Genomic DNA, 25,040 nt, shown 5'->3' on the forward strand with positions numbered 1-25,040 from the left:
GGACTGTCGGGCGGGGCGGACGCCTCGTCGGGGGCGGGCGCTCCGTCACTTGCCGGGGTTGCCTTTTTTCAGCCGGTCGCCCTTCTCCAGCCGGCCGCGCGAGCGCTCCGCCTCCCGCAGCCGCTGCTTCTCCGCCTTGCTCCGCTTGCGCTCCACACCGACGCCGCCCATCAGCGCGAAACCGGTGATCCGGACCCGGGGGGAATCCGGTGCCGGGATGCCCTCGTCCTTCGTGTTCTCCCCGAATCCGCCCATGATGCCGACGCCCCGGACCTCGACGTTCAGGTCCGGCGGGACCGTCACCTGCATGCCGCCCATGATCGCGAAGCAGCGGATGACCACCTCGCGGTCCTCGAAGTCCGCCTCGCGCAGATCGATCTCACCGCCGCCCCACATCGCGAACGCGGTGAACTTCCGGCCCACCGTCCAGTTGCCCCGGCGGCGGAACCCGCCCCAGAACGCGAAGGCGCCGCCCGACGTCGCGGGCTTGCCCACCCGCTCCGACCAGCGGGCCAGCGAACCGGTCCGGGCCTGCCCCGCGGCCACCGGCGCCACCGCCGCACCGACGGCCGGAAGGTCGCGGACGATCGGTTCCAGCTCCCCGTGCGTGCGGGCCTTGTAGGTGGCGTCGAGACGCTGGTCGAACTCCTCCATCTCCAGCCGGCCCTCCGCCACCGCCTCGCGCAGAATCTCGGCGATGCGTTCACGCTCGGCGTCGGAGGCACGCATGTCGGGAAGTTCACTAGTCATACCGCGCAGCCTATTGAACGCGCGGGCCTCCGTCACCGACCCATGTGCCCGTGCCCGACGCGTACATCTTCGCGATCACGGCCTCGATGTCCGGCTCCCGCACCGAAAGATCCACCATCGGGTACTCCGCGGCGATCCGCGCCACCAGCGGCGCCGCCGACGCGGACGCCGGGAACGCCAGCCACTGCCGCGGCCCCTCCACCTTCACCGTACGCACCCCGGGATCCGACTCCAGCCGGATCGGCGGGAGTTCACGCTCCAGATCGACCACCAGCGTCCGCTCGCTCTCCCCCACCTCGTGCAGACCGGACAGTGCCCCGTCGTACATCAGACGGCCGTGGTCGATCACCATCACCCGCTTGCACAACTGCTCGATGTCCGTCAGATCATGGGTCGTGAGCAGCACTGTCGTACCGTGCTCCGCGTTCAAGTCCCGCAGGAATCCACGCACCTTGGCCTTCGACACCACATCGAGGCCGATCGTCGGCTCGTCGAGGTACAGCACCTCCGGATCGTGCAGCAGCGCCGCCGCGATGTCCCCGCGCATCCGCTGCCCCAGCGAGAGCTGACGCACCGGGACGTCCAACAGGTCCTTCAGATCGAGGAGTTCGATACAACGGTCCATGTTGGCCCGGAAGCGGGCGTCGGGGACCCGGTACATCCGGTGGACCAGCCGGTACGAGTCGCGCAGCGGCAGGTCCCACCAGAGCGTGGTGCGCTGCCCGAAGACCACACCGATCCGGTGCGCCAGCCTCGTACGCTCCCGGGAGGGATCGATGCCCGCCACCCGCAGCGAACCGCCGCTCGGGGTGAGGATGCCCGTCAGCATCTTGATCGTCGTCGACTTCCCCGCCCCGTTCGGGCCGATGTAGCCGACCATCTCACCGCGCGCCACCCGGAAGCTGATGCCGTCGACGGCCCGCACCTCACGGCGCTCGCTGCGCATGAAGCCCGTCCGGCGGCGGACGTCGAAGACCTTCTCCAGCCCGTTCAGCTCGATGAAACCGCTGTCGCTGTCGGTGCTGGAGTCGGCGTCACTCCCGCTGCCGCTTCCGCTGCCCTTGCCCGCGCCCATGTCCGTTGCCCCGTCCCGCTCGCTGTCCGTCAACTTCCCGTACTCCGGTACGACCGCAGACCCGCGCGCCACGCCAGACCCGCGACCGCCCAGCACCCGGCCGCCACCACCGGCGGCAGGAACGCCACCCACTGCGGCAGGCCCAGCGGATACTCCCGGCCCAGCACGTACAGCGCCGGCAGCCAGTTCACGAACGCCAGCGGCACGACGAACGTCACCCCGCGCACCAGATCCTTGGCGAAGACCGTCGGCGGGTACTGGAGCAGCGTGTTGCCCCCGTACGTGAAGGAGTTCTGCACCTCAGAGGCGTCCTGCGCGAAGAACTGGAACGCCGCCCCGACCACGAACACCGCCCCGAAGATCGCCGCCCCGCTCAGCAGCATCAGCGGCACCATCACCACCTTCAGAACCGTCCACTCGATGTCCAGGGTCACCAGCGCGTAGCCGAGCACCAGCAGCCCCTGCGTGATCCGCCCGAGCCTGCGCAGCGCGAACCGGTCCGCCGCCACCTGCGCGATCACCGGAACCGGCCGCACCAGCAGCGTGTCCAGCGTCCCGTCCCGCACCCGCCGGCCCAGCCGGTCCATCGACCCCATCGCCAGATCCGCCAGGCCGAACGCCGTCCCCGCGGCCCCGTACAGCAGGGCGATCTCCGCCAGCGTGTAACCACCCAGCACGTCCACGTGCGAGAACATCAGCATGATCGCGACGAAGTCGAACGCCGTCGCCGCGAAATTACCGACCGCCGTCATCACGAACGACGCCCGGTACGCCATCGTCGAGCGCAGCCACATCGCCGCGATCAGCCCGTACGCCCGGAACCCCTCGACCACCCGCGAGCGCGGCGCGAACACCACCGCGGGCCCGCCCTCCACGTCCACCGCCACCGGCTCAGCCACCCTGGACCACCACCCTCCGCGTCGCCGCCGACTGCAACAGCCGCCCCGCCAGCAGCAACACCAGCGCCCAGCCGGCCTGGAAGCCGTACGCCCGCACCAGCCCCCACCCCGTGTGCTTGCCCAGGAACACATCGGCCGGCACCTGGAGCAGCGCCGACCACGGCAACGCCCGCGCCACCTCGCCCAGCAGCCCCGGGAACAGGTTCAGCGGCAGCAGCAGCCCCGAGAAGAACATCCCCGCCAGGAACGCGATCTGCGCCGCACCCGCCCCGTCCATCAGCCAGAACGCGGACAGCGCGACCAGATAGCGGATCGCGAAACTCACCACGACCCCCAGCGCCACCGCGACCAGGAACGCCGGCCAGATCCCCGGCGACGTGGGCAGCGCCAGATCGAACGCGAGCGAACCCAGCAGCATCGGCACGATCCCGCGCCCCAGCAGATGGAACGCCGCACGCCCCAGATCCCCCGCCATCCACCACAGTTGGAGATCGATCGGCCGGTAGAGATCGACCGCGACATCCCCGGTACGGATCCGCTCGATCAGCTCGTCCTCGAAACCGCCGCCCATCATCGAGCACGTCATCAGCAGCGCCTGCCCCAGCCACACGTACGTGAGCGCCTGCGCCATGTCGTAGCCACCGAGCTGCGGACGCTCGTCCCACAGCGCGGTGTACGTGTACGCCATGATGAAACCGAAGACGGTGTTGGTGAACACCCCCGCAACCGTCGCGATCCGGTACGTGGCATAGCGCCGGAACCCGCCCGCCGCCACCACCGCATAGAGCCGCACAGCATTCCACCCCCCGGCACTCGGGCGCCACATCGGCCGTGGACACCAAAGCGCACGAGCCTAGTGCAGCCGGGGCGGCCGCCGCGACCGCTTTTCGGGGGTCGATCCGGTGCTTATTCCGGAGAAAAGTGCACTATGGGGGAACTGACCGCGGCCGAGGAGTCTGCACCGACATGAGCGACGAGCCACAGCAGCGGAGCGGGGACCCCGACCCCCGGGGCTGGAACCCCAGAGACCTGCCTGCCGACGCCGCCGCCGGAGAACAGGGCGCCCCGGCCACCGACACCACCACCGGCAAGAAGCAGAAGAAGCCCAAACGCCCCAAGCGCAAGGGCTGGCGCCGCGCCCTGCCCACCTGGCGGATGGTGCTCGGCGGCATCCTCCTCCTCGCCCTGGTCCTGATCGGCGGCTTCATCGCCGGCTACCAGCTCGTCGACATCCCCTCCGCCAACGCCAGCGCCACCGCCCAGTCCAACGTCTACCTCTACGAGGACGGCGGCGTCATCGCCCGCGACGGCGAGATCAACCGGGAGAGCATCAGACTCGCCCAGGTCCCCCGCACCGTCCAGCACGCGGTCCTCGCCGCGGAGGACCGCGACTTCTACTCCGAACGCGCCGTCGACATCAAGGCGATGTTCCGGGCCGGCTGGAACACCCTCACCGGCAAGGGCACACAGGGCGGCTCGACGATCACCCAGCAGTACGTCAAGAACTACTACCTGGGCCAGGAACAGACCGTCGGCCGCAAGATCAAGGAATTCTTCATCGCGATCAAGCTCAACCGCGAGGAATCCAAGGACCAGATCTTCGAGGGGTACCTCAACACCAGCTACTTCGGCCGCAACGCCTACGGCATCCAGGCCGCCGCCCAGGCCTACTACAGCAAGGACGTCGGCGACATCACCACCGCCGAGGGCGCCTACCTCGCCTCCCTGCTCAACGCGCCCAGCGCCTACGACGTCGTCACCCGCCCCGAGAACAAGAGCGCGGCCGTCGCCCGCTGGAACTACGTACTCGACGGCATGGTCAAGGAGGACTGGCTCGGCGCCGGCCAACGCGCCGCCATGACCTTCCCCGTCCCCGGCCGGGTCAAGCCCGCCAACAGCCTCTCCGGCCAACGCGGCTACATCGTCCAGGCCGTCGAGGACTACCTCGTCCAGAACGACATCCTCGACGAGAAGACCCTCGCCACCCGCGGCTACCGGATCACCACCACACTGCAGCGGAAGAAGCAGGACGCCCTCGTCGAAGCCGTCGACGACAACGTCATGTCCAAGACGAGCGAGCAGCGCGCGGGCGACCGCAACGTCCGCGTCGGCGGCGCCTCCATCGACCCCGCGACCGGCCACGTCGTCGCCATGTACGGCGGCATCGACTACACCAAGCAGTACGTGAACAACGCGACCCGCACCGACTACCAGGTCGGCTCCACCTTCAAGCCGTTCGTCTTCACCTCCGCCGTCACCAACGACTCCACCACCCGGGACGGCCGGCGCATCACCCCCGGCACCATCTACGACGGCACCAACAAACGCATGGTCCAGGGCCCCGACGGACCCACCGGATACGCCCCGGCCAACGAGGACGACGTCAGCTACGGGCCCGTCACCGTCCGCACCGCCACCGACAAGTCCATCAACGCCGTCTACGCCCAGATGGCCGAGGACGTCGGCCCCGGCAAGGTCCGGCAGACCGCCGTGGACCTCGGCATCCCCAAGAACACCCCCGACCTCACGGCGTCCCCCTCGATCGCGCTCGGCCCCGCCACCGCCAGCGTCCTCGACATGACCGACGCCTACGCCACCCTCGCCGCCCACGGCAAGCACGGCGCCCACACCCTCGTCGTCAAGGTCACCAAGGACGGCACGGCCGTCAAGCTCCCCGGCCGCGGCACCAAGCAGGCCGTCGACCGCCAGGCGGCCGACACCACCACCTCGATCCTCCAGAGCGTCGTCGACGGCGGCACCGGAACCGCCGCCCAGGCCGCCGGCCGCCCCGCCGCCGGCAAGACCGGCACCGCGGAGGAGGACAAGGCCGCCTGGTTCGCCGGCTACACCCCGAACCTCGCCACCGTCATCGCCGTCATGGGCCAGGACCCCACCACCGGCGTACAGAAACCGCTCTACAACACCCTCGGACTGCCCCGCATCAACGGCGGCGGCGCTCCCGCGCAGACCTGGGCCCAGTACACCGGCGCCGCCCTGCGCGGCACCCCCGTCAAGAAATTCGACCTCGACCTGGAGAGCGGCGCCGACGACACCGAACTCCCCGGCGAGGAGAGCACCGCACCCGGCAACAGCACCGGGCAGCCGACCCGGTCACCCTCCAGCACCGCCCCGGGCACCCCCTCCACCACGCCGCCCACCACCCCGTCCGCCCCGGACAGCCCGCCCGCCACCACCGGCACCCCCACCGGCGGCACCGACACCGGGGGCAGCGCCGACGGCGGCACGGGCGGGGACACGGGCGGGGACACGAACGGCGGCACGGACGGCGGTACCGACACCGGGGGCGGCGACAGCGGAGGAGGGGACAACGGCGGCACCAACGGCGGCGTCCTCGAAGGCGCCCGCGGCACCCGCGCCCCGGGCCGTCCGTAGCCGCCTGCAGAGGCGCACCCCCGAAAGCGGCCCGGGGCGGGCACGGCCGCCCCGGCCCGTCAGTGACCCGACGTCGCCTTCAGACCCACGACGGCCACCAGCAGCAGACACACGAAGAAGATCCGGGCCGCCGTCACCGGCTCGTGCAGCACCACCATGCCCAGCACCGCCGCACCCGCCGCACCGATGCCCACCCACACGCCGTAGGCCGTACCGATGGGCAGCGTCCGCGCCGCCTGGGACAGCAACACCATGCTCGCGACGATCCCGAGACCCGTGAACACACTCGGCCACAGCCGGGTGAACCCCTCGGTGTACTTCATCCCGATCGACCAGGCCACTTCCAGCAGACCGGCGACCAGCAACAGAACCCACGCCATGACAGCACCTCCGACGACACAGAACACGTGAAAAAACGGGGTGCGTCGTCTTTGCGGAAGCCCGGTACGGCGCGTCTCGTCGGGGTCCCACCACCGTAGCAAAGAACGTGCAAAAGGCCTGGTGACAACGGTCACCAGGCCACGCCACCACGGTCACGCCAACGAACGACAGGCGCCGACGGACCACAGGGCGCCGGCACCGACGGACTACAAGTACAGACCCGTCGAATCCACCGAGCCCTCGAACCGGTCCGCGGCCACCGCATGCAGATCCCGCTCCCGCATCAGCACGTACGCCACCCCCCGCACCTCGACCTCGGCACGGTCCTCCGGGTCGTACAGCACCCGGTCCCCCGGCTCCACCGACCGCACGTTCTGACCCACCGCGACCACCACGGCCCACGCCAGCCGGCGACCGACCGCAGCCGTCGCCGGGATCAGAATGCCCCCGCCGGAACGCCGCTCGCCCTCGGGCGAATCGGACCGGACCAGCACACGGTCATGCAGCATCCGGATGGGCAGCTTGTCGTCCGCGTTCTCGCTCACGCCCCGCAACCTACCTGGCCGACCCACCACCGCACGCCCGAGGGGGCACCCCGCGACGCGCGACGACTACTTCCCCCGCCGCCGCGCCGACACGGTGAGCAGACCCACCACGCCCACCGCGAGCAGCGCCACCGGGATCACCCGCTCCAGCCGCGGCGCGCCGTCCTCCGTCACGAACTGGGCCCGCACGTCCGACACCGTCCGGTTCACCGCGACGAACGCCCGCCCGGCCGTCCGGTCCACGGCCTCCGCGGCCTTCGCCTTCACATCACCAATGATCGTCTTCGGGTGCACCCGCACCCCGATCTCATCGAGCACCACCGCGAGCTGCTCACGCCTGGTGATGATGTCCGCCTCGATCTGCGCAGGGCTCCTGGCATCCGACACTGCGCCGCCTCCGTGGTCCTCGTCCGGTAAACCTTCATCGACAGTCTGTCAGCTCAGCCGCTCCCGCACCCGGCGGCACCCCCATTACTCTCGGTCCCGTAGACCCCACGTACCAACGAGGAGAACCATGAGCGAGCGACTCCAGCCCGGCGACACCGCCCCCGCCTTCACCCTTCCCGACGCCGACGGCAAGGACATCGCGCTCGCCGACCACAAGGGCCGCAAAGTCATCGTCTACTTCTACCCCGCCGCCCTCACCCCCGGCTGCACCAAGCAGGCCTGCGACTTCACCGACAACCTCGACCTCCTGGCCGGCGCCGGATACGACGTCATCGGCGTCTCCCCCGACAAGCCCGAGAAGCTCGCCAAGTTCCGCGAGAAGGAGAACCTCAAGGTCACCCTCGTCGGCGACCCGTCCAAGGAAACCCTGGAGGCCTACGGCGCCTTCGGCGAGAAGAAGCTCTACGGCAAAACGGTGACGGGAGTCATCCGCTCCACGATCGTCGTGGACGAACAGGGCAAGGTCGAGCACGCGTTCTACAACGTCAAGGCCACCGGCCACGTCGCCAAGATCATCAGGGACCTCGGCATCTGACCACCGCGGATTAGGCCGAACGGCCGAAAAAATGTGATGGACATCCCAATCTCTCGCCGATTCGGTTTGCGACCGCCATGACCGCGCAGAAGCCTTCCCTGGAACACCCACCGAGGAAAGGACCCGGCCATGGCGGCCTCCGACCCCCACCAGGCGGCCGATCCCGAAGCGGTCAAACGCCACCCCGCTCTCTTCCGGGCCATCCGCAAGCGCAAGAACCCCAAGCTGCGCCGGACGGACATCACCGTCACGGACGACCAGGCCGTCAAGCGAGCCGTCAAAGCGGCCTCGCTCGGCAACGCCATGGAGTGGTTCGACTTCGGCATCTACTCCTACATGGCCGCCACCCTGGGGCACGTCTTCTTCCCGTCCGGGAACGACACCACCCAGCTCCTCTCCTCCTTCGCGACCTTCGCCGTCGCCTTCCTCGTCCGCCCCCTCGGTGGCATGTTCTTCGGCCCCATGGGCGACAAGGTCGGCCGCAAGAAGATCCTCGCCCTCACCATGATCATGATGGCGATCGGCACCTTCGCGATCGGGCTCATCCCCTCCCACGGCACCATCGGCGTATGGGCCCCGGTCCTGCTCATCTTCTTCCGGATGCTCCAGGGCTTCTCCACCGGCGGCGAGTACGGCGGCGCCTCCACCTTCATCGCCGAGTACGCCCCCGACAAGCGACGCGGCTACTTCGGCAGCTTCCTCGAATTCGGCACCCTCGCCGGCTACGTCGGGGCCTCGGGACTGGTCACCCTGCTCTACGCGCTCCTGGACACCGGCCAGATGGAGACCTGGGGCTGGCGCATCCCCTTCCTCGTCGCCGGCCCGCTCGGCCTCGTCGGCCTCTACCTGCGGCTGCGCCTCGACGAGACCCCGGCCTTCCAGAAGCTGGAGGGCGGCACGGCACACGCCTCCGAGGCGGCGGACGGCGTCGAGACGAGCGCCAAGGGCGACCTCGGCAAGATCTTCCGCGACTACTGGCCGACGCTGATCCTCTGCATCTGCCTGGTCGGCGCGTACAACATCACCGACTACATGCTGCTGTCGTACATGCCGACGTACCTCTCCGACGAGCTCGGCTACAGCGAGACCCACGGACTGCTCATCCTGCTCGGCGTCATGCTCTTCCTGATGCTGATCATCAGCCAGGTCGGCAAGCTCTCCGACCGCTTCGGCCGCAAGCCGCTCCTGATGACCGGCATGCTCGGCTTCCTGGTCCTCTCCCTCCCCGCGTTCCTGCTCATCCGGCAGGGCAGCATCCCGGCCGTCACCATCGGCATGCTGATGCTGGGCCTCTCCCTGGTCTGCATGCTCGGCACCATGTCCGCCGCCCTCCCGGCCCTGTTCCCCACCCAGGTCCGCTACGGCTCCCTGTCGGTGGGCTACAACCTGTCGGCGTCGATCTTCGGCGGTACGACCCCGTTCGTCATCACGGCCCTGATCAGCGTGTCCGGCACCAACCTGATGCCGGCGTACTACGCGATGGGCGCGGCCGTGGTCGGCGTGATCGCCGTGGCCTGCATGAAGGAGACGGCGAACAAGCCCCTGGACGGCTCGCCGCCCTCGGTGGAGACGACCGAGGAAGCGGAGGAACTGGTCGCGAACCAGACACCCGACCCGAAGTTCTGATCCCGTTCCTCGGGGAGTGCGGCGCACGGATGGCCCGCTTCGCTTCAGCCGTCGCTGAAGCGGGGCGGGCCATTCCGCATCTTGTCGGATATCGGACGTGTCCCTCCGATAAACGGTTCGTTGTCCCGTACGAGGCCGCGAACGCGCGGCCGGACGCGGAGGGGACGTGTCGGTTCGGTATACGCGTGAGCTGCCGGAGGGTGCCGAGCGCACCGTCGGGCACCAAGGCTTCGGCCACCCGTTCGCAGGGGAGGGTCATGTCTGACGTCTACGAACCGGGGAGGCTCGCCCCTGCCGTCGCCGAGTCCGAGAACTGGACAGATCTGATGCGTCGGCTCGGGCTCAAGAAGAACGGCGGCCAGCGGCGCGTACTGCAGGAGAAGGTAGCCCTGCACCGCCTGGACACATCCCACTTCAAGCAGCGCAGTCCGTGGCGAAAGTACCCGGACGCGGCCATTGCCGCCGCCGTCGCGTCGTCCTCGTCACTGCGCGAGGTCGTCACCAAGCTCGGTGCAGCCCCAGCCAGTGGCACGCTCTCGCACCTGAGCCGCCGCATCACAGCCGCGGGAATCGATGTCAGCCACTTCCCTGGCATGAACCGTCCGCACATGGATCTGATGTTCACCCCGGCGGAGCTGGAGACGGCCACGCGCACCGCCGACAGCATCCGCGGAGTGGCACGCGACCTTGGAATGGGCGACGACAGTCAGTCACGCTCAGCACTGGCGAGCCTGCTACGCAGGAGAGGGATCGATACCGGACACTTCCGCAACGCACGCCTCGCGGTCCCGGAGGACGCCCTGCGGGACGCCGTTCCGCGAGCCACCAGTTACGCGGACGTCATGCGCGCACTCGGTCTTGAGGTCAAGGACACGAACCACCGACGCGTACGGCGCAAGATTCTTCAGCTGAAGCTCGACACGAGCCACTTCACACGACGCCCTTGGGCTTCGGCTCAGGTGCGTGAGCCCAGGGCAATCGCACCGACGACCTTGGTGATCAGACCGCGGGGGTCGGTACGCACGAACCGGGAGAGGCTTCACCGCGCCCTGCAGGAGATCGGCGTCGCGTACCGCTGCGAGTCCTGCGGCAACCGGGGCAAGTGGCTGAGGCAGTCCTTCACGCTTCAGATCGATCACATCAACGGTGACTGGCTCGACAACCGAGCCGAGAACCTTCGCTACCTCTGCCCCAACTGCCACGCGCTCACAGAAACCTGGTGCCGGAAGAAGACCGCCGGCTCCGAGTCGCCGCGCGGCGACCTCTCTATGCCACGAACACCCCGGCCCGCTACGATGGATGCGGGTATGCGGCCGTAGCCCAACTGGTATCGGCGGGTGTTTTAGGGGCATCTGGGAGAAATCCTGTGTGGGTTCGAATCCCACCGGCCGCACGGATCCATATCTGAGGGCCCGGTTCGCGTTGACGCGAACCGGGCCCTCAGCGTTTCAGCGAGGTCACCCCACAAGCGCCCGCACCACCGGCACCAGTGCCCGGAACGCCAGTCCGCGGTGGCTGATCGCGTTCTTCTCCGCCGGGGTCAGTTCCGCGCAGGTCCGGGTCTCGCCCTCCGGCTGGAGGATCGGGTCGTAGCCGAAGCCGTGGGTGCCGGACGGGGTGTGGCGCAGGGTGCCCAGGAGGCGGCCCTCGACCACGCGTTCCGTGCCGTCGGGGAGCGCGAGGGCGGCGGCGCAGGCGAAGTGGGCGGCGCGGTGGGGGGCGTCGATGTCGGAGAGCTGGGCCAGGAGCAGGTCCAGGTTGGCCCGGTCGTCGCCGTGGGTGCCGGCCCAGCGGGCCGAGAAGATGCCGGGGGCGCCGCCGAGCACGTCGACGCAGAGGCCGGAGTCGTCGGCGATGGCGGGGTGGCCGGTGGCCCGTGCGAGGGCGTGGGCCTTGAGGAGGGCGTTCTCGGCGAAGGTGACGCCGGTTTCCTTGACGTCGGGGATCTCCGGGTACGCGTCCGCGCCGACGAGTTCGTGGGTGAGGCCTGCGTCGGCGAGGATCGCGTGGAGTTCGGTGATCTTCCCGGCGTTGCGGGTGGCGAGGATGAGGCGGGTCATGTCTCGATTATCGCCGCCCGTGCCGTCGGGGGTTACGGGGTGCAGACCTTGCCGATCTCCTTGGCCGCGTCGGTGACCGGGGTGATGTCGGGGGTCTCGTCGCCCTTGTCGATGGAGTCGCGGACGTTGCCGACGCCGTCCCTGAGGTCGCCGACGGCCTTGCCGAGGTCGGCGTTGTCGGTCTTGTCGCCGAGGTCCCCGAGTTCCTTCTCGATGTCGTCGAGGGCTTCGGATGCCTGGCTGGGGTCGTTCGAGGCGTTGGAGACGGCCTGCTGGAGGTTGTCCACGCTGGTGGCGATGGCGTCGGCGGTCTGCACGCAGTCGATCGCCTTGTCGAGGGCGCCGCAGCCGGCTGCGGCGGTGGCGGTGAGCAGTGCGGTGGTGATGGCCAGTGCGGTGCGGTGGCGTCGGTGTCGCGCGGCCATGGTGTGCCCTCCCCGGGTGCGGATACGCGGACGGGCGCACGGTTCGACCCGTGCGCCCGTACTCGTATCGACGCTGTGGAGTGGGTACTTGGTTGCTTCTTTACCCGGACCCGCGTCCGTGGCCGACGCGCGCGTCAGGCGCCGAGGGTGCGGGTGAGGGCGTCGTTCTGGAACGCGGTGAGGTCGACGCAGCCCGCGGTGGCGAGGTCGAGGAGGGCGTTGAGTTCGTCGCGGTCGAAGGGTTCGGCCTCGGCGGTTCCCTGGATCTCGACGAAGCGGCCGTCGCCGGTGCAGACGACGTTCATGTCGGTCTCGGCGCGGACGTCCTCCTCGTAGCAGAGGTCGAGGAGGGGGGTGCCGTCGACGATGCCGACGCTGATGGCGGAGACGGTGCCGGTCAGCGGCTTGCGGCCGTGCTTGATGATCTTCTTGGCCTGGCCCCAGGCGACGGCGTCGGCGAGGGCGACGTAGGCGCCGGTGATGGCGGCGGTGCGGGTGCCGCCGTCGGCCTGGAGGACGTCGCAGTCCAGGACGATGGTGTTCTCGCCGAGGGCCTTGTAGTCGATGACGGCGCGCAGGGAGCGGCCGATGAGGCGGCTGATCTCGTGCGTGCGGCCGCCGATCTTGCCGCGTACGGATTCGCGGTCGCCGCGGGTGTTGGTGGAGCGGGGCAGCATGGAGTACTCGGCGGTGACCCAGCCTTCACCGCTGCCCTTGCGCCAGCGCGGGACGCCTTCGGCGACGGAGGCGGTGCAGAAGACTTTGGTGTCGCCGAAGGAGACGAGTACGGATCCTTCGGCGTGCTTGCTCCATCCGCGTTCGATGGTGACGGGGCGGAGCTGGTCGGGGGTGCGGCCGTCGATACGAGACATGGCGTCGACTTTATCGGGTGCGGGGAGTGGGCCGTCGCGGTGCGGGGAGTGGGCTGTTCCGGTGCGCGCGGGGGGGGTCTGCCGGTGGGCGCGCCGCAGGCCCCGTCCTGGTGGGGGCGGGGCCTGCGGGGTGTCCGGGCCGGTGGGCCCGTACGGGTTCAGCGGTGGGTCACATCATGTCTTCGATGTCCGCGGCGATGGGGTCGGCGTCGGTGCCGATGACGACCTGGATCGCGGTGCCCATCTTGACGACGCCGTGGGCGCCGGCGGCCTTGAGCGCGGCTTCGTCGACCTTGCTCGGGTCGATGACCTCGGTACGGAGGCGGGTGATGCAGCCTTCGACCTCTTCGATGTTGTCGATTCCGCCGAGCCCGGCGACGATCTTCTCAGCCTTGCTGGCCATGGCCTTCTCCCTGGTTCTTCACGTACATGTGACGGCCCACCATGGGTCCGTTTCGTCACGGTAACGCACGGTTGGCCCAACTTCGCGAGCGAGCAGCCGAGCCGTCACCAATGATGACGATCACCGGCGCCCTGTCTTCCGGGCGGGCTCCGCACCGTACCGCAACTGGTCTACACCAGTCTGCAACGACCCCCAATTGCGCTTTGTTCCGGGAGGACGCCGATGAGCTCCAGCAGCGCAGCGATCCCACAGAAGCAGTGGTGGAACGGCCTGTTCCAGGGCCTCCAGAAGATGGGGCGAAGTCTTCAGCTGCCGATCGCCGTGCTGCCGGCGGCGGGCATTCTCAACCGGCTCGGCCAGCCGGACGTCTTCGGTGACGACGGCCTGGGCTGGACCAATGTCGCGAAGGTGTTCGCGGCCGCCGGTGGTGCGCTGCTCGACTCGGGGCTCGGTCTTCCCCTGTTGTTCTGTGTCGGTGTCGCGATCGGTATGGCGAAGAAGTCGGACGGTTCGACCGCTCTGGCGGCGGTGACGGGGTTCCTCGTCTACTACGCGGTGCTGCACGCCTTCCCGGTGGACTGCGAAGGCGGTTCGACGTTCGTGTCGGGCGGCACCTGGTTCGGTACGTGTGTCACGGAAGGCGCGGAGGTGACGGCGGCCGCGTACCAGAACCCGGGGGTGTTCGGCGGGATCGTGATGGGGCTGATGTCGGCCTGGTTCTGGCAGCGGTTCCACCGGGTCAAGCTGGTGGACTGGCTGGGGTTCTTCAACGGCCGGCGGCTCGTCCCGATCATCATGGCGTTCGTGGCCCTGCTCTTCGCGGCGTTGTGCGCGTGGCTGTGGCAGCCGATCGGTGACGGTCTGACGAGCTTCTCGAAGTGGCTGGTGGACCTGAACTGGCTGGGGTCGGGCATCTTCGGTGTGGCCAACCGCGCCTTGCTGGTGATCGGTATGCACCAGTTCCTGAACACGTTCGTCTGGTTCCAGTTCGGCGACTTCACCAAGGCGGACGGTACGGTCGTGCACGGTGACATCAACCGGTTCCTGGCGGGTGACCCGACGGCCGGTCAGTTCACCACGGGCTTCTTCCCGATCATGATGTTCGCCCTGCCGGCGGCGGCGCTGGCGATCTACCACTGCGCGAAGCCGCATCGCCGCAAGGCGGTCGGCGGGTTGATGGTGTCGGTCGGCCTGACGTCGTTCGTGACGGGGATCACGGAGCCGCTCGAGTACTCGTTCCTGTTCGTCGCGCCCGTGCTGTACGCGATCCACGCGGTGCTGACGGGTGTGTCGATGGCGCTCTCGTGGGCGCTCGGCGTGAAGGACGGCTTCAGCTTCTCGGCGGGCCTGATCGACTACGTCATCAACTGGAGCCTGGCCACCAAACCCTGGCTGATCATCCCGATCGGCCTGGCGTTCGCCGCGCTGTACTACGTGATCTTCCGGTTCGCGATCACCAGGTTCAACCTCCAGACCCCGGGCCGTGAGCCCGACGAGATGGAGGAAGAAATCGAGAGCAACCTCACGAAGTAGCCGTCGAACGGGGTCATATCCCCGGCCGGCCAAGGCCCTCGGACCACTCGGTCCGGGGGCCTTCGGCATGTCACCGTGCGTGGGCGATGGCTACTGCGAAGTAGTCGGAAATTGCAGGTTCCTTATCTAACCCTCACCGTGCTAAAACTGGTCTACACCACTGAGTGGTCCAGACCACGTGGCGTTCTGCCACGTTTCTCGAGTCGTCGCCCACCAAAAAATCTGTCCCTGGCGGCGCCTTGCCTACTGGAGGAAGTTGATGAGTACGGCCACCGCCACGGCGGCCCCCGCGAAGAAGCGGGGCTCCGGCCTGTTCCAGGGCCTGCAGAAGGTGGGACGCAGCCTCCAGCTGCCGATCGCCGTGCTGCCGGCCGCGGGCATTCTGCTCCGTCTCGGCCAGCCCGACGTCTTCGGTGACGACGGCCTCGGCTGGCACAAAGTCGCCTCCGTGTTCGCCACCGCGGGCAGCGCGGTCTTCGACAACCTTCCGATGCTCTTCTGCATCGGTGTCGCCATCGGCTTCGCCAAGAAGTCGGACGGCTCCACCGCGCTGGCCGGCCTCGTCGGCTTCCTGGTCTACAGCAACGTCCTGAAGGCCTTCCCGGTCACCGAAGCGGTGATCCAGAAGGGCGCGGACACCGCGGCGACCTACAACAACCCAGGTGTCCTCGGCGGCATCCTGATGGGTCTCGTCACGGCGATCCTGTGGCAGAAGTTCCACCGCACCAAGCTGGTCGACTGGCTCGGCTTCTTCAACGGCCGCCGCCTCGTCCCGATCATCATGGCCTTCGTCGGCGTGATCTTCGGTGTGTTCTTCGGCCTGGTCTGGGAGCCCATCGGTGACGGCATAGCCAACTTCGGCGAGTGGATGACCGGCCTCGGCTCCTTCGGCGCCGGCCTGTTCGGCCTGATCAACCGCGCGCTGATCCCCGTCGGCATGCACCAGTTCGTCAACACCGTCTCCTGGTTCCAGCTGGGTGACTTCACCGACGCCACGGGCGCCGTCGTGCACGGTGACCTGAACCGGTTCTTCGCCGGTGACCCGACCGCCGGTCAGTTCATGTCGGGCTTCTTCCCGATCATGATGTTCGGCCTCCCGGCCGCCGCCATCGCCATCGCCCACGCCGCTCGCCCCGAGCGCCGCAAGGCCGTGATGGGCATGATGGTCTCCCTCGCGCTGACCTCGTTCGTCACCGGTGTGACCGAGCCGATCGAGTTCTCGTTCATGTTCATCGCGCCGCTGCTCTACGCGATCCACGCCGTCCTGACCGCCATCTCGATGGCCGTCACCTGGGCGCTCGGCGTGCACGCCGGGTTCACGTTCTCGGCGGGCTTCATCGACTACGCGCTGAACTGGAACCTGGCGACGAAGCCGTGGCTGATCATCCCGATCGGTCTCGTCTTCGGAGCGCTCTACTACGTGCTCTTCCGCTTCGCCATCAGCAAGTTCAACCTCACCACCCCGGGCCGTGAGCCCGAGGAAGAGGTCGAGGACCTGACGAAGGCGTAAGCCGTCGGCCCGTCCCGTACACATGACGGAGCCCTCACCTTCCCGCCGGGAAGGTGAGGGCTCCGTCGTACGTGAGGTAGGTACGCGGGACGCGTCAGATCTCGTAGACCGCGCCCGGGACCGCCAGCTCCGTCGGGCCGTCGAAGACCTCGCGGGCGTCGCACAGGTTGCGGCCGGCGTCGGTCCACGGCGGGATGTGGGTGAGGACCAGGCGCCCCACCCCGGCGCGGGCGGCGAGCTCGCCTGCCTCGCGGCCGTTGAGGTGGAGGTCCGGGATGTCCTCCTTGCCGTGGACGAACGACGCCTCGCAGAGGAAGAGGTCGACGCCCTCGGCCAGCTCGTCCAGGGCCTCGCAGATGCCGGTGTCCCCCGAGTACGTGAGCGACCTGCCGCCGTGCTCGATGCGGATGCCGAACGTCTCGACGGGGTGGCGGAGCTTCTCCGTACGGACGGAGAAGGGGCCGATCTCGAACGAACCGGGCTTCAGCGTGTGGAAGTCGAAGACCTCGCCCATCGCGTGGTCGGACGGGGTGTCGGCGTGGGCGGTGGTGAGCCGCTGCTCCGTGCCGTCGGGACCGTAGACCGGGATGGGCGCCGGGCGTCCGCCGTCGTGCGGGTAGTAGCGGACGACGAAGTACGCGCACATGTCGATGCAGTGATCGGCATGGAGGTGGCTGAGGAAAATGGCGTCGAGGTCGTAGAGACCGACATGGCGCTGCAGCTCGCCGAGGGCGCCGTTGCCCATGTCGAGGAGCAGCCGGAAGCCGTCGGCCTCTACGAGGTAGCTCGAGCATGCCGATCCCGCGGACGGGAACGAGCCGGAGCATCCGACGACGGTGAGCTTCATGGAGCGTGAACCTCCGAGGCGTGGGAACGGGGAGGGTTCGTGCGGTTCGTGGAGCGGTTTGTTGAGCGTAAGGCGCGAAAGACCTGGTCGCTCCTCCGGGGCCTGCCGTTGTGGGGGAACTCACCTGCGCTGTCACCGGTTCGATGGAAGGGGGCGCCGAGTGGGTCGCCCGCGGCGGGCGGCGCCCCCGGGAACGACGGACGCCGGGGGCCGGGACCAGTGTGGTCCGGGCCCCCGGCGTCCGGGGTGGGTGCGGCGGGCGGGCCTACGCCCAGAGCTGGCCCTGCAGGGTCTCGATCGCGGCCTCCGTCGTGGGCGCCGTGTACACGCCCGTGGACAGGTACTTCCAGCCGCCGTCGGCGACGACGAAGACGATGTCGGCCGGTGCGCCGGCGGCCTTGACCGCCTTGTTGCCGACGCCGATCGCGGCGTGCAGCGCGGCGCCGGTGGAGACGCCCGCGAAGATGCCCTCCTGCTGGAGGAGCTCGCGGGTGCGGGTGACGGCGTCGGCGGAGCCGACGGAGAAGCGGGTCGTGAGGACCGAGGCGTCGTAGAGCTCGGGGACGAAGCCCTCGTCGAGGTTGCGCAGGCCGTAGACCAGGTCGTCGTAGCGCGGCTCGGCCGCGACGATCTTGATGCCGTCGACGTTCTCGCGCAGATAGCGGCCCACGCCCATGAGCGTGCCCGTCGTGCCGAGGCCCGCCACGAAGTGGGTGATCGACGGGAGGTCGGCGAGGATCTCCGGGCCGGTGGTGGCGTAGTGGGCGCCCGCGTTGTCCGGGTTGCCGTACTGGTAGAGCATCACCCAGTCGGGGTGCTGCGCCGACAGCTCCTTGGCGACGCGGACGGCGGTGTTGGAGCCGCCGGCCGCCGGGGAGGAGATGATCTCTGCGCCCCACATGGTGAGCAGGTCGCGCCGTTCCTGCGAGGTGTTCTCCGGCATGACGCAGACGATGCGGTAGCCCTTGAGCGTGGCCGCCATGGCGAGCGAGATGCCGGTGTTGCCGCTGGTGGGTTCGAGGATGGTGCAGCCGGGGGTGAGCCGGCCGTCCTTCTCCGCCTGCTCGACCATGTGGAGCGCGGGGCGGTCCTTGATCGAGCCGGTGGGGTTGCGGTCCTCCAGCTTGGCCCAGATGCGCACGTCGTCCGACGGTGACAGCCGCGGCAGGCGGACGAGCGGGGTGTTGCCCACTGCGGCGAGCGGGCTGTCGTAGCGCATCAGTTCATGCCGCCGGCGACGGCCGGGAGGATGGTGATGCTGTCGCCGTCGCTGAGCTTGGTGGAGATGCCGTCGAGGAAGCGGACGTCCTCGTCGTTGAGGTACACGTTCACGAAGCGGCGGAGCTCCTCGCCGTCGACGATGCGCTCACGGATGCCCGCGTGGCGGGTCTCCAGGTCCTTGAAGAGGTCGGCGAGGGTCTCTCCGTTGGCCTCGACGGCCTTGGCGCCGTCGGTGTAGGTGCGGAGGATGGTCGGGATGCGGACCTCGATGGCCATGGCGTGGGCTCCTGTCGAAGCGGAGTGGTGGCGGTGGGCGTGGGACGCGCGGCTGTGCCCCCGCGCAGGGTGGTACGTGAGTGGGTGGCGCCCGGCCGGGGCGGCGCCGGGCCTCGGCCCGGCTCAGGCCTCGCGGCCGGCGGTCCGATGGTTCGTACAGATCGCACTGGAGAGCCGGCACAGATCGACGTGCAGGCGCGCCACGAGCAGCGTGCCCGGCGTCTTGTCGCTCACGTCATGGAGAACCATGCGCTCATCGTATCGATTCCCGGTCCGGAATCCGGAATGTGATCTCAGCTGATGGATGGTGGGCGTTCGACAGGTGGACAGGGCCGCGGTGGCGGCCCTGTCCGGCCGCTGAAGCGGGTCCCGGTGGCCGGGGTCAGGCGGCGCTGTGGGCGTCGACGATCTCGACGTCCTCCTCGGTGATCTCGCCGTCCACGATGCGGTACGAGCGGAACTGGAAGGGGCCCGCGTCGTCCGCGTCGGCGGTCGACACGAGGACGTAGTGGGCGCCGGGTTCGTTGGCGTACGTGACGTCGGTGCGGGAGGGGTAGGCCTCGGTCGCCGTGTGCGAGTGGTAGACGATCACGGGTTCCTCGTCGCGGTCGTCCATGTCGCGGTAGAGCTTGAGGAGATCGGCGGAGTCGAATTCGTAGAACGTGGGCGAGCGGGCCGCGTTGAGCATGGGGATGAAGCGTTCGGCGCGGTCCGTTCCGGCCGGCCCGGCGACCACGCCGCACGCCTCGTCGGGGTGGTCGGCGCGGGAGTGCGCGACGATCTGGTCGTACAGCGCCTGGGTGATGGTCAGCATGGCGCCCAGGATAGGACGACGGGCCCCCGCGTACCGAGGAGCGGTACGCGGGGGCCCGTATCGTGGACGCGACCCTTGGGGCGGCTGCCCGGCAGGGGAGGCGCCGGTGGTCTCAGCGGCCGGCGAAGGCCTTGTTCCCAGGGTTGCGGGCCTTGAGCACCACGTACGAGACGCCGAGGATCAGGGCCCACAGGGGCGCGCAGTACAGCGAGATCCTGGCCTCCTTGTCGATGCCCATCATCACGATGACCATGCCGATGAAGGCGAGGGCGAAGACGCTGGTGTACGGGGCTCCGGGGGCCCGGAAGGCGGACTGCGGGAGGACTCCGCGGTCGGCCAGCCGGCGGTAGCGGAGCTGGCTGATCAGGATCATGATCCAGGCCCACATGCCGGAGATGGTGGCGAAGGAGACGACGTAGGTGAAGGCGTCCCCGGGCCACTGGTAGTTGATCCAGACGCCGACGAGCATGAGGGCGGCCGAGACGGTGGTGCCGACGAGCGGGGTGCCGCTCCTGGTCAGCCGGGTGAAGGCCTTCGGGCCCTGTCCGTTGAGCGCGAGGTCGCGCAGCATGCGGCCGGTGGAGTACATGCCGGAGTTGCAGGAGGAGAGCGCCGCGGTGAGGACGACGAAGTTGACGATGCCCGCGCCGAGGCCGAGGCCCATCTTCTGGAACGCGGCGACGAAGGGCGAGACGCCCGGCTGGAACTCGGTCCAGGGGACCACCGAGAGGATCATGACGAGGGCGCCGACGTAGAAGACGGCGATGCGCCACGGCACGGTGTTGATCGCCTTGGGCAGGACGCTCTTCGGGTCCTTGGACTCGCCCGCGGTGACGCCGACGAGTTCGACGGCGAGGAAGGCGAACATCACGATCTGCAGGGTCATCAGGGTGCCCGAGATGCCGTGCGGGAAGAAGCCGCCGTCGGCCCAGAGGTGGGTGACGGACGCGGAGTCACCGGCGTCGGAGAAGCCGAGGGTGAGGATTCCGGCGCAGATGAGGATCATGCCGACGATGGCGGTGACCTTGACCATCGAGAACCAGAATTCGAGTTCGCCGAAGACCTTCACGGAGATCAGGTTCACGCCGTACAGAATGATCGTGAAGATCAGTGCGGACACCCATTGCGGAATGTCGAACCAGAAGGTCATGTACTGGGCTGCCGCGGTGACTTCGGTGATTCCGGTGACGACCCAGAACAGCCAGTACGTCCAGCCGGTGACAAAGCCGGCGAAGGGCCCGATGAATTCGCGGGCGTACTCCGAGAAGGAGCCCGAGACCGGGCGGTACATGAGGAGTTCGCCCAGGGCCCGCATGATGAAGAAGATCACCAGGCCCGCGATGGCATAGGCCAGGACGAGGCTGGGGCCGGCCTTGGAGATGGCCTTGCCGGCGCCGAGGAAGAGGCCGGTGCCAATGGCGCCGCCGATCGCGATCATCTGGATCTGGCGTGCCCCAAGGGCGCGCTGGTAGCCCTCGGCCGCGCGTGCGTCCGCTGCTGCGGCCTGCGGTTCTTCCTGTCCTTCTTCGACCTTCGCCGATGTCATGTGGTGCGCCTTTCTCCACGCTGATCCGCGCCTTGCGGCCGCGGATCAGGTCCTGATCCCCCCGGATACGGATGGAGTGCCGCCGGTGGTCACCGGCCGATAGCGCCCTCGGGAACAGGGGTGGCGTGCCCGAGTGGTCGTGAAGATTTATCACGGTCACAACGACGATCAAACGGGAAGTTCGTGGCGCACACCACAGGAAAAAGTGGACAAGGGGTTCAGCTCACTGCAAAGAAGGCCGATCAGGTGACGTGATCGTTATTCGGATTTGAGCGTCCATTGAGCGAACACGGAGTGCGGCTCCTGAGCGGCCACGCGGCGGAGCCGCGTTACGGCATCAGGGTCTCGATGAGCGTTTCCTGGAGCGCGCCCAGCCAGAGATAGGCCATGACCATGGGCTTGCGCGGATCGCTGTCGGGGAGCCGGTAGAGGGAACCCTCCTCGCCGCCGTCCTCGTCGGAGACCTCCAGCCGGGCGCCGATGGTCAGCCGCAGGTCGTTGAGGGACCCCAGCCAGCTGCGGCACTCCTCGGCGGTGAGCCGGAGCACGGCGCCGTCCCCGGCGGGAGTGAGCCCGTCCAGGGTGCGTACGACGACGAGGGCGTCGTCGCGCTTGCGGGTGCGCAGGTCGTTCTCGGTGAAGCGGCGGAACTCGGCGGAAGCGGCGCGCAGTTCGTCGTCCTTGTCGCCGTAGGCCTCGGGGAAGAGGCGGGCCAGGGCGGGGTCGGCGGGCGGTTCGCTGGGGCCCTCGGCGAAGAGCGCGGCGAGCGGGTCCTCGCCCTCGGCGGGTTCGTCGCCGGGGCCGATGAGCTCCAGCAGCTGGACGGCGAGGGAGCGCAGGATCGCGATCTCCACCTCGTCGAGCGCGACGGCCGCGCCGCCGCCGGGGGTGGCCTCGAAGTGGCCGGCCATGGGTTCTCTCCGATGGTGGTCGGGCGGGGCGGGGGTGGGGTGCTAGTTGCGGTCCTGGGTGAGTGTGGCCCACAGCCCGTAGCCGTGCATCGCCTGGACGTCGCGTTCCATCTCCTCGCGGCTTCCGCTGGAGACGACGGCGCGGCCCTTCTGATGGACGTCGAGCATGAGCTTGTGGGCCTTGTCCTTGGAATAGCCGAAGTAGGCCTGGAAGACATAGGTCACATAGCTCATGAGGTTGACCGGGTCGTTGTGGACCAGCGTCACCCAGGGGACGTCGGGCTCGGGGACAACGAGGTTCTCCTCGGCCGATTCGGGACGTTCGATCTCTACGGGGGCGACGCTCACCTACCCCATGCTGCCACTTGGGAGGGGGCATCGCACAAACGACCCCGGCACCGCGCCGGGCACGGCACCCCCATCTCGTCACTTTGACGAAATAGGGGTAGCATCCCCGGCATGAACTCTGCGGACCTTGGGCGACGGGTCGGTGTGCCCTCGACAGCGCTCTTCACCGACCAGTACGAGCTCACGATGGTGCAGGCCGCGCTGAAGGCCGGCACCGCCGACCGGCGCTCGGTCTTCGAGGCGTTCACCCGCCGGCTGCCCGAGGGGCGGCGCTACGGCGTCGTCGCGGGCATCGGGCGGGTGCTGGACGCGGTCGAGAACTTCCACTTCGACGACGAGATGCTCGCCTTCCTGCGCGACCAGAACGTCGTCGACGGGCCGACGCTCGACTATCTGGCCGATTACCGCTTCAGCGGGGACGTCTGGGGTTATCCGGAGGGCGAGGTGTACTTCCCCGGCTCGCCGATCCTGCGGGTCGAGGGCTCCTTCGCCGAGTGCGTGCTGCTGGAGACGGTGATCCTGTCGATCCTCAACCACGACTCGGCGATCGCCGCCGCCGCCTCGCGGATGTCGTCGGCGGCGGGCGGGCGCGGGCTGATCGAGATGGGTGCGCGGCGCACCCATGAGCTGTCGGCGGTGGCCTCGGCCCGTGCCGCGTACATCGGCGGTTTCGACACCACGTCCGACCTCGCCGCGGGCTTCCGCTACAACATCCCGACCGTCGGGACGAGCGCCCACGCCTTCACCCTGCTGCACGACTCCGAGCGCGACGCGTTCCGGGCCCAGGTCGACTCGCTGGGGCGCGACACGACGCTGCTGGTCGACACGTACGACGTGACGGCGGCGGTCCGTACGGCCGTCGAGGTGGCCGGGACCGAGCTGGGGGCGGTCCGGATCGACTCCGGCGACCTGCTGCTGGTCGCGCACCGGGTGCGCCAGCAGCTCGACGAGCTGGGCGCGACGGGCACGAAGATCGTGGTGACCTCGGACCTGGACGAGTACGCCATCGCCTCGCTGGCCGCCGCGCCGGTGGACGCGTACGGGGTGGGCACGCAGCTGGTGACCGGCAGCGGGCAGCCCACCTGCTCGATGGTCTACAAGCTGGTGGCGCGGGCCGCGTCCGCCGATCCGGCGGACCCGCTGCGGCCGGTGGCCAAGAAGTCGCTGGGCGCGAAGACCTCGATCGGCGGCCGCAAGTGGGCGGCGCGCCGGCTGGACGAGGACGGGGTGGCCGAGGCCGAGGTGATCGGGACCGGTCCGGTGCCGCCGGAGCTGGCCGGCCGGCAGCTGCTGGTGGAGCTGGTCAGGGCCGGTGAGGTGGTCGCGCGGGAGCCGCTGGACGCGGCCCGGGAGCGGCACATCGCGTCGCGGGCGGGGCTGCCGATGTCCGCGATGCAGCTGTCGCGGGGCGAGCCGGTGATTCCCACGGAGTACGTGTGAGGAGGCGGGTTCCGGGGCGGTGCGGGGATGCGGGGGCGCCCGGTGGCCGCTCTGTCCTCCATCGCCGGACGGGCCTGACGGTGAGGTCGACCGGGACGCGCCGGCCCGGATGGGGCCACACTCTCCCTAAGGCCGGTTCGGGACAGCCCTTAGGCTCGCTGTCACCCCCGTAACCGCCGTTCCGCTGTTCCCTCCCCCACCGAAGGACACCCGCCATGCACCGCGCGTTGATCGTCGTGGACGTTCAGAACGACTTCTGTGAGGGCGGGAGCCTCGCGGTGGCGGGGGGTGCCGATGTCGCCGCCGCCATCACGGACCTGATCGGCGAGGCCCAGCCCGGCTACCGGCACGTGGTGGCCACCCGTGACCACCACATCGACCCCGGCGGCCACTTCTCGTCGGCGCCGGACTTCGAGCACTCCTGGCCGCCGCACTGTGTGGCCGGTACGGAGGGTGTGGGCTTCCACCCCAATTTCGCGCCCGCGGTCGCCTCCGGCGCCATCGACACGGTCTTCGACAAGGGTGCGTACGCCGCCGCGTACAGCGGCTTCGAGGGCCTGGACGAGAACGGTGTGGGGCTGGCCGAGTGGCTGCGCGACCGCGGGGTGACCGCGGTCGACGTCGTCGGTATCGCGACCGACCACTGCGTCCGGGCCACCGCGCTGGACGCGGTCCGCGAGGGCTTCGCCACGCACGTACTGCTGGATCTGACCGCGGGCGTCGCCGAGGCGACCACGGAGCGGGCGCTCACGGAGCTCCGTGAGGCGGGCGTGACGCTCGCCGGCAAGCCCGTGGCGTAAGCGGGGCCGGGTCAGCTCTGCCGGGCCGGCAGGGCGGGCCTCAGGAGCGCCCGGATCGGGTGCCAGAGTTCCTGGGCCCGCTCGGGTCTCGCGCGCCACAGCACGCCGTCCGGGTGGTGCAGGACGGCGGTGATCTCGTCCGGGGTGGGTGGCTCGGCGTTGCCGCGGAGGTACACGGCACGCAGTCCCAGATTGCGCAGCCGGGTCAGTGCGCGGGCCCGGTTGGCCGCGTGCACCAGGACGCGGACCGGTGTGTCCGGCCCCACGCTCTGCGCCGGACTCGGCAGCGTGATCGCGACGACCACACTCCCGTTCGGCAACTTGCTGAATCCTCCGCCTGCCATACTCCGCGCTCCCCCGTGAGACGTTGTGTCAATAAGAAT

General features: G+C 69.2%; 28 protein-coding genes, 1 tRNA gene and 1 riboswitch. Of the genes, 9 read left to right on the forward strand and 20 right to left on the reverse strand.

Going from position 1 to position 25,040, the window contains the following annotated elements; genetic code table 11:
* Positions 1-45 precede the first annotated feature (45 nt).
* Genes ACIQM0_RS04000 through ACIQM0_RS04015 form a run of 4 tightly spaced genes read right to left on the reverse strand, consistent with a single transcriptional unit; the run spans position 46 to position 3,517 of the window.
* Complete coding sequence (locus ACIQM0_RS04000) at positions 46-750, reverse strand: DUF1707 domain-containing protein (protein WP_401283266.1); 705 nt, start codon at positions 748-750, stop codon at positions 46-48.
* A 10-nt stretch (positions 751-760) separates the two neighbouring features.
* Positions 761-1,825: an ATP-binding cassette domain-containing protein gene (locus tag ACIQM0_RS04005; protein WP_401283416.1), complete on the reverse strand. Its 1,065-nt coding sequence runs from the start codon at positions 1,823-1,825 to the stop codon at positions 761-763.
* Positions 1,826-1,854: 29 nt separating this feature from the next.
* Positions 1,855-2,724 (reverse strand): ABC transporter permease, encoded by an 870-nt coding sequence (locus tag ACIQM0_RS04010; RefSeq protein WP_401283268.1) that lies wholly within the window; start codon positions 2,722-2,724, stop codon positions 1,855-1,857.
* On the reverse strand, positions 2,717-3,517 hold the full coding sequence (locus tag ACIQM0_RS04015) for an ABC transporter permease (RefSeq protein WP_401283270.1): 801 nt from the start codon (positions 3,515-3,517) through the stop codon (positions 2,717-2,719). The genes ACIQM0_RS04010 and ACIQM0_RS04015 overlap by 8 nt, the downstream gene beginning before the upstream one ends.
* Positions 3,518-3,690: 173 nt before the next feature.
* On the opposite strand from ACIQM0_RS04015, the gene ACIQM0_RS04020 reads away from it, so the two are divergent.
* Positions 3,691-6,117: a transglycosylase domain-containing protein gene (locus tag ACIQM0_RS04020; protein WP_401283272.1), complete on the forward strand. Its 2,427-nt coding sequence runs from the start codon at positions 3,691-3,693 to the stop codon at positions 6,115-6,117.
* 59 nt (positions 6,118-6,176) lie between these two features.
* Here the strand turns inward: ACIQM0_RS04020 and ACIQM0_RS04025 are convergent, their stop codons facing one another.
* The 3 genes from ACIQM0_RS04025 to ACIQM0_RS04035 form a co-directional block, all read right to left on the reverse strand.
* The gene (locus ACIQM0_RS04025; protein WP_362965010.1) at positions 6,177-6,497 is read right to left on the reverse strand and encodes a multidrug efflux SMR transporter; all 321 of its coding nucleotides are present in this window, start codon (positions 6,495-6,497) and stop codon (positions 6,177-6,179) included.
* A gap of 39 nt (positions 6,498-6,536) precedes the next feature.
* A riboswitch (guanidine-III (ykkC-III) riboswitch) is annotated at positions 6,537-6,602 on the reverse strand.
* A gap of 102 nt (positions 6,603-6,704) precedes the next feature.
* Positions 6,705-7,043 (reverse strand): co-chaperone GroES, encoded by a 339-nt coding sequence (locus ACIQM0_RS04030; protein WP_123525782.1) that lies wholly within the window; start codon positions 7,041-7,043, stop codon positions 6,705-6,707.
* Positions 7,044-7,109: 66 nt separating this feature from the next.
* Positions 7,110-7,430 (reverse strand): DUF3618 domain-containing protein, encoded by a 321-nt coding sequence (locus ACIQM0_RS04035; RefSeq protein ID WP_401283274.1) that lies wholly within the window; start codon positions 7,428-7,430, stop codon positions 7,110-7,112.
* A gap of 127 nt (positions 7,431-7,557) precedes the next feature.
* Between ACIQM0_RS04035 and bcp the strand changes: the two genes are divergently transcribed.
* The 4 genes from bcp to ACIQM0_RS04055 all read left to right on the forward strand — a co-directional run bounded on the left by bcp (position 7,558) and on the right by ACIQM0_RS04055 (position 11,044).
* Positions 7,558-8,025, forward strand: coding sequence for a thioredoxin-dependent thiol peroxidase (bcp, locus tag ACIQM0_RS04040; protein ID WP_363023154.1), 468 nt, complete (start codon positions 7,558-7,560; stop codon positions 8,023-8,025).
* A 129-nt stretch (positions 8,026-8,154) separates the two neighbouring features.
* On the forward strand, positions 8,155-9,651 hold the full coding sequence (proP, locus tag ACIQM0_RS04045) for a glycine betaine/L-proline transporter ProP (protein ID WP_401283276.1): 1,497 nt from the start codon (positions 8,155-8,157) through the stop codon (positions 9,649-9,651).
* A gap of 257 nt (positions 9,652-9,908) precedes the next feature.
* Positions 9,909-10,970: an HNH endonuclease signature motif containing protein gene (locus ACIQM0_RS04050; RefSeq protein ID WP_401283278.1), complete on the forward strand. Its 1,062-nt coding sequence runs from the start codon at positions 9,909-9,911 to the stop codon at positions 10,968-10,970.
* Positions 10,961-11,044, forward strand: a tRNA-Leu gene (locus ACIQM0_RS04055). Before ACIQM0_RS04050 ends, ACIQM0_RS04055 begins: the two co-directional genes overlap by 10 nt.
* Positions 11,045-11,108: 64 nt before the next feature.
* On the opposite strand, the gene rdgB is transcribed toward ACIQM0_RS04055, so the two are convergent.
* The 4 genes from rdgB to ACIQM0_RS04075 all read right to left on the reverse strand — a co-directional run bounded on the left by rdgB (position 11,109) and on the right by ACIQM0_RS04075 (position 13,411).
* Entirely contained in the window at positions 11,109-11,711 is a 603-nt protein-coding gene (rdgB, locus tag ACIQM0_RS04060; protein ID WP_401283280.1) for an RdgB/HAM1 family non-canonical purine NTP pyrophosphatase, read from the reverse strand.
* Between the two features lie 32 nt (positions 11,712-11,743).
* Complete coding sequence (locus ACIQM0_RS04065) at positions 11,744-12,136, reverse strand: hypothetical protein (protein WP_401283282.1); 393 nt, start codon at positions 12,134-12,136, stop codon at positions 11,744-11,746.
* Between the two features lie 134 nt (positions 12,137-12,270).
* On the reverse strand, positions 12,271-13,008 hold the full coding sequence (rph, locus tag ACIQM0_RS04070) for a ribonuclease PH (RefSeq protein ID WP_401283284.1): 738 nt from the start codon (positions 13,006-13,008) through the stop codon (positions 12,271-12,273).
* Positions 13,009-13,177: 169 nt separating this feature from the next.
* Positions 13,178-13,411 carry a glucose PTS transporter subunit EIIB gene (locus ACIQM0_RS04075; protein ID WP_019886687.1) on the reverse strand — a complete coding sequence of 78 codons (234 nt, stop codon included), beginning with the start codon at positions 13,409-13,411 and terminating at the stop codon, positions 13,178-13,180.
* A 222-nt stretch (positions 13,412-13,633) separates the two neighbouring features.
* Between ACIQM0_RS04075 and ACIQM0_RS04080 the strand changes: the two genes are divergently transcribed.
* Positions 13,634-14,944 carry a PTS transporter subunit EIIC gene (locus ACIQM0_RS04080; RefSeq protein ID WP_401283286.1) on the forward strand — a complete coding sequence of 437 codons (1,311 nt, stop codon included), beginning with the start codon at positions 13,634-13,636 and terminating at the stop codon, positions 14,942-14,944.
* 259 nt (positions 14,945-15,203) lie between these two features.
* A complete protein-coding gene (locus tag ACIQM0_RS04085; protein ID WP_401283288.1) occupies positions 15,204-16,454 on the forward strand; it encodes a PTS transporter subunit EIIC in 1,251 nt (416 codons plus the stop codon).
* Between the two features lie 94 nt (positions 16,455-16,548).
* Here the strand turns inward: ACIQM0_RS04085 and ACIQM0_RS04090 are convergent, their stop codons facing one another.
* From ACIQM0_RS04090 to clpS, 8 genes are all read right to left on the reverse strand, one after another.
* Positions 16,549-17,301: an MBL fold metallo-hydrolase gene (locus tag ACIQM0_RS04090; RefSeq protein WP_385041415.1), complete on the reverse strand. Its 753-nt coding sequence runs from the start codon at positions 17,299-17,301 to the stop codon at positions 16,549-16,551.
* A 265-nt stretch (positions 17,302-17,566) separates the two neighbouring features.
* The gene (locus tag ACIQM0_RS04095; RefSeq protein ID WP_401283291.1) at positions 17,567-18,520 is read right to left on the reverse strand and encodes a PLP-dependent cysteine synthase family protein; all 954 of its coding nucleotides are present in this window, start codon (positions 18,518-18,520) and stop codon (positions 17,567-17,569) included.
* Positions 18,520-18,798, reverse strand: coding sequence for a MoaD/ThiS family protein (locus ACIQM0_RS04100; protein WP_363030237.1), 279 nt, complete (start codon positions 18,796-18,798; stop codon positions 18,520-18,522). The genes ACIQM0_RS04095 and ACIQM0_RS04100 overlap by 1 nt, the downstream gene beginning before the upstream one ends.
* A gap of 123 nt (positions 18,799-18,921) precedes the next feature.
* The gene (locus ACIQM0_RS04105; protein ID WP_311305474.1) at positions 18,922-19,047 is read right to left on the reverse strand and encodes a putative leader peptide; all 126 of its coding nucleotides are present in this window, start codon (positions 19,045-19,047) and stop codon (positions 18,922-18,924) included.
* 133 nt (positions 19,048-19,180) lie between these two features.
* Positions 19,181-19,612, reverse strand: a complete 432-nt coding sequence (locus ACIQM0_RS04110) for a M67 family metallopeptidase (RefSeq protein WP_363030239.1) — start codon at positions 19,610-19,612, stop codon at positions 19,181-19,183.
* A 112-nt stretch (positions 19,613-19,724) separates the two neighbouring features.
* Positions 19,725-21,158, reverse strand: a complete 1,434-nt coding sequence (locus ACIQM0_RS04115; RefSeq protein WP_401283294.1) for an amino acid permease — start codon at positions 21,156-21,158, stop codon at positions 19,725-19,727.
* Positions 21,159-21,487: 329 nt separating this feature from the next.
* The gene (locus tag ACIQM0_RS04120) at positions 21,488-22,069 is read right to left on the reverse strand and encodes a DUF2017 domain-containing protein (RefSeq protein WP_363030242.1); all 582 of its coding nucleotides are present in this window, start codon (positions 22,067-22,069) and stop codon (positions 21,488-21,490) included.
* A gap of 42 nt (positions 22,070-22,111) precedes the next feature.
* A complete protein-coding gene (gene clpS, locus ACIQM0_RS04125) occupies positions 22,112-22,417 on the reverse strand; it encodes an ATP-dependent Clp protease adapter ClpS (protein WP_018555894.1) in 306 nt (101 codons plus the stop codon).
* 111 nt (positions 22,418-22,528) lie between these two features.
* Between clpS and ACIQM0_RS04130 the strand changes: the two genes are divergently transcribed.
* Positions 22,529-23,857, forward strand: a complete 1,329-nt coding sequence (locus tag ACIQM0_RS04130) for a nicotinate phosphoribosyltransferase (RefSeq protein ID WP_401283297.1) — start codon at positions 22,529-22,531, stop codon at positions 23,855-23,857.
* A gap of 215 nt (positions 23,858-24,072) precedes the next feature.
* Positions 24,073-24,657, forward strand: coding sequence for an isochorismatase family protein (locus ACIQM0_RS04135; RefSeq protein WP_363030247.1), 585 nt, complete (start codon positions 24,073-24,075; stop codon positions 24,655-24,657).
* Between the two features lie 11 nt (positions 24,658-24,668).
* Here ACIQM0_RS04135 and ACIQM0_RS04140 read toward each other — a convergent pair whose 3' ends face one another.
* Positions 24,669-25,001, reverse strand: a complete 333-nt coding sequence (locus ACIQM0_RS04140; protein ID WP_363073393.1) for a hypothetical protein — start codon at positions 24,999-25,001, stop codon at positions 24,669-24,671.
* Between the last annotated feature and the right edge of the window lie 39 nt (positions 25,002-25,040).

Source organism: Streptomyces sp. NPDC091387 (assembly GCF_044756945.1).
Lineage (GTDB): Bacteria > Actinomycetota > Actinomycetes > Streptomycetales > Streptomycetaceae > Streptomyces.

What these genes read in the sequence shown, in the direction of transcription:
- rph (WP_401283284.1), bottom strand. Translation starts at nt 13,008, where the DNA reads ATGTCTCGTATCGACGGCCGCACCCCCGACCAGCTCCGCCCCGTCACC.
- ACIQM0_RS04120 (WP_363030242.1), bottom strand. Translation starts at nt 22,069, where the DNA reads ATGGCCGGCCACTTCGAGGCCACCCCCGGCGGCGGCGCGGCCGTCGCG.
- ACIQM0_RS04100 (WP_363030237.1), bottom strand. Translation starts at nt 18,798, where the DNA reads ATGGCCATCGAGGTCCGCATCCCGACCATCCTCCGCACCTACACCGAC.
- ACIQM0_RS04080 (WP_401283286.1), top strand. Translation starts at nt 13,634, where the DNA reads ATGAGCTCCAGCAGCGCAGCGATCCCACAGAAGCAGTGGTGGAACGGC.
- ACIQM0_RS04115 (WP_401283294.1), bottom strand. Translation starts at nt 21,158, where the DNA reads ATGACATCGGCGAAGGTCGAAGAAGGACAGGAAGAACCGCAGGCCGCA.
- ACIQM0_RS04050 (WP_401283278.1), top strand. Translation starts at nt 9,909, where the DNA reads ATGTCTGACGTCTACGAACCGGGGAGGCTCGCCCCTGCCGTCGCCGAG.
- bcp (WP_363023154.1), top strand. Translation starts at nt 7,558, where the DNA reads ATGAGCGAGCGACTCCAGCCCGGCGACACCGCCCCCGCCTTCACCCTT.
- ACIQM0_RS04005 (WP_401283416.1), bottom strand. Translation starts at nt 1,825, where the DNA reads ATGGGCGCGGGCAAGGGCAGCGGAAGCGGCAGCGGGAGTGACGCCGAC.
- ACIQM0_RS04025 (WP_362965010.1), bottom strand. Translation starts at nt 6,497, where the DNA reads ATGGCGTGGGTTCTGTTGCTGGTCGCCGGTCTGCTGGAAGTGGCCTGG.
- ACIQM0_RS04000 (WP_401283266.1), bottom strand. Translation starts at nt 750, where the DNA reads ATGACTAGTGAACTTCCCGACATGCGTGCCTCCGACGCCGAGCGTGAA.
- ACIQM0_RS04135 (WP_363030247.1), top strand. Translation starts at nt 24,073, where the DNA reads ATGCACCGCGCGTTGATCGTCGTGGACGTTCAGAACGACTTCTGTGAG.
- ACIQM0_RS04085 (WP_401283288.1), top strand. Translation starts at nt 15,204, where the DNA reads ATGAGTACGGCCACCGCCACGGCGGCCCCCGCGAAGAAGCGGGGCTCC.
- rdgB (WP_401283280.1), bottom strand. Translation starts at nt 11,711, where the DNA reads ATGACCCGCCTCATCCTCGCCACCCGCAACGCCGGGAAGATCACCGAA.
- ACIQM0_RS04020 (WP_401283272.1), top strand. Translation starts at nt 3,691, where the DNA reads ATGAGCGACGAGCCACAGCAGCGGAGCGGGGACCCCGACCCCCGGGGC.
- ACIQM0_RS04090 (WP_385041415.1), bottom strand. Translation starts at nt 17,301, where the DNA reads ATGAAGCTCACCGTCGTCGGATGCTCCGGCTCGTTCCCGTCCGCGGGA.
- ACIQM0_RS04140 (WP_363073393.1), bottom strand. Translation starts at nt 25,001, where the DNA reads ATGGCAGGCGGAGGATTCAGCAAGTTGCCGAACGGGAGTGTGGTCGTC.
- ACIQM0_RS04130 (WP_401283297.1), top strand. Translation starts at nt 22,529, where the DNA reads ATGAACTCTGCGGACCTTGGGCGACGGGTCGGTGTGCCCTCGACAGCG.
- ACIQM0_RS04095 (WP_401283291.1), bottom strand. Translation starts at nt 18,520, where the DNA reads ATGCGCTACGACAGCCCGCTCGCCGCAGTGGGCAACACCCCGCTCGTC.
- ACIQM0_RS04110 (WP_363030239.1), bottom strand. Translation starts at nt 19,612, where the DNA reads ATGCTGACCATCACCCAGGCGCTGTACGACCAGATCGTCGCGCACTCC.
- ACIQM0_RS04065 (WP_401283282.1), bottom strand. Translation starts at nt 12,136, where the DNA reads ATGGCCGCGCGACACCGACGCCACCGCACCGCACTGGCCATCACCACC.
- ACIQM0_RS04075 (WP_019886687.1), bottom strand. Translation starts at nt 13,411, where the DNA reads ATGGCCAGCAAGGCTGAGAAGATCGTCGCCGGGCTCGGCGGAATCGAC.
- proP (WP_401283276.1), top strand. Translation starts at nt 8,155, where the DNA reads ATGGCGGCCTCCGACCCCCACCAGGCGGCCGATCCCGAAGCGGTCAAA.
- ACIQM0_RS04105 (WP_311305474.1), bottom strand. Translation starts at nt 19,047, where the DNA reads ATGGTTCTCCATGACGTGAGCGACAAGACGCCGGGCACGCTGCTCGTG.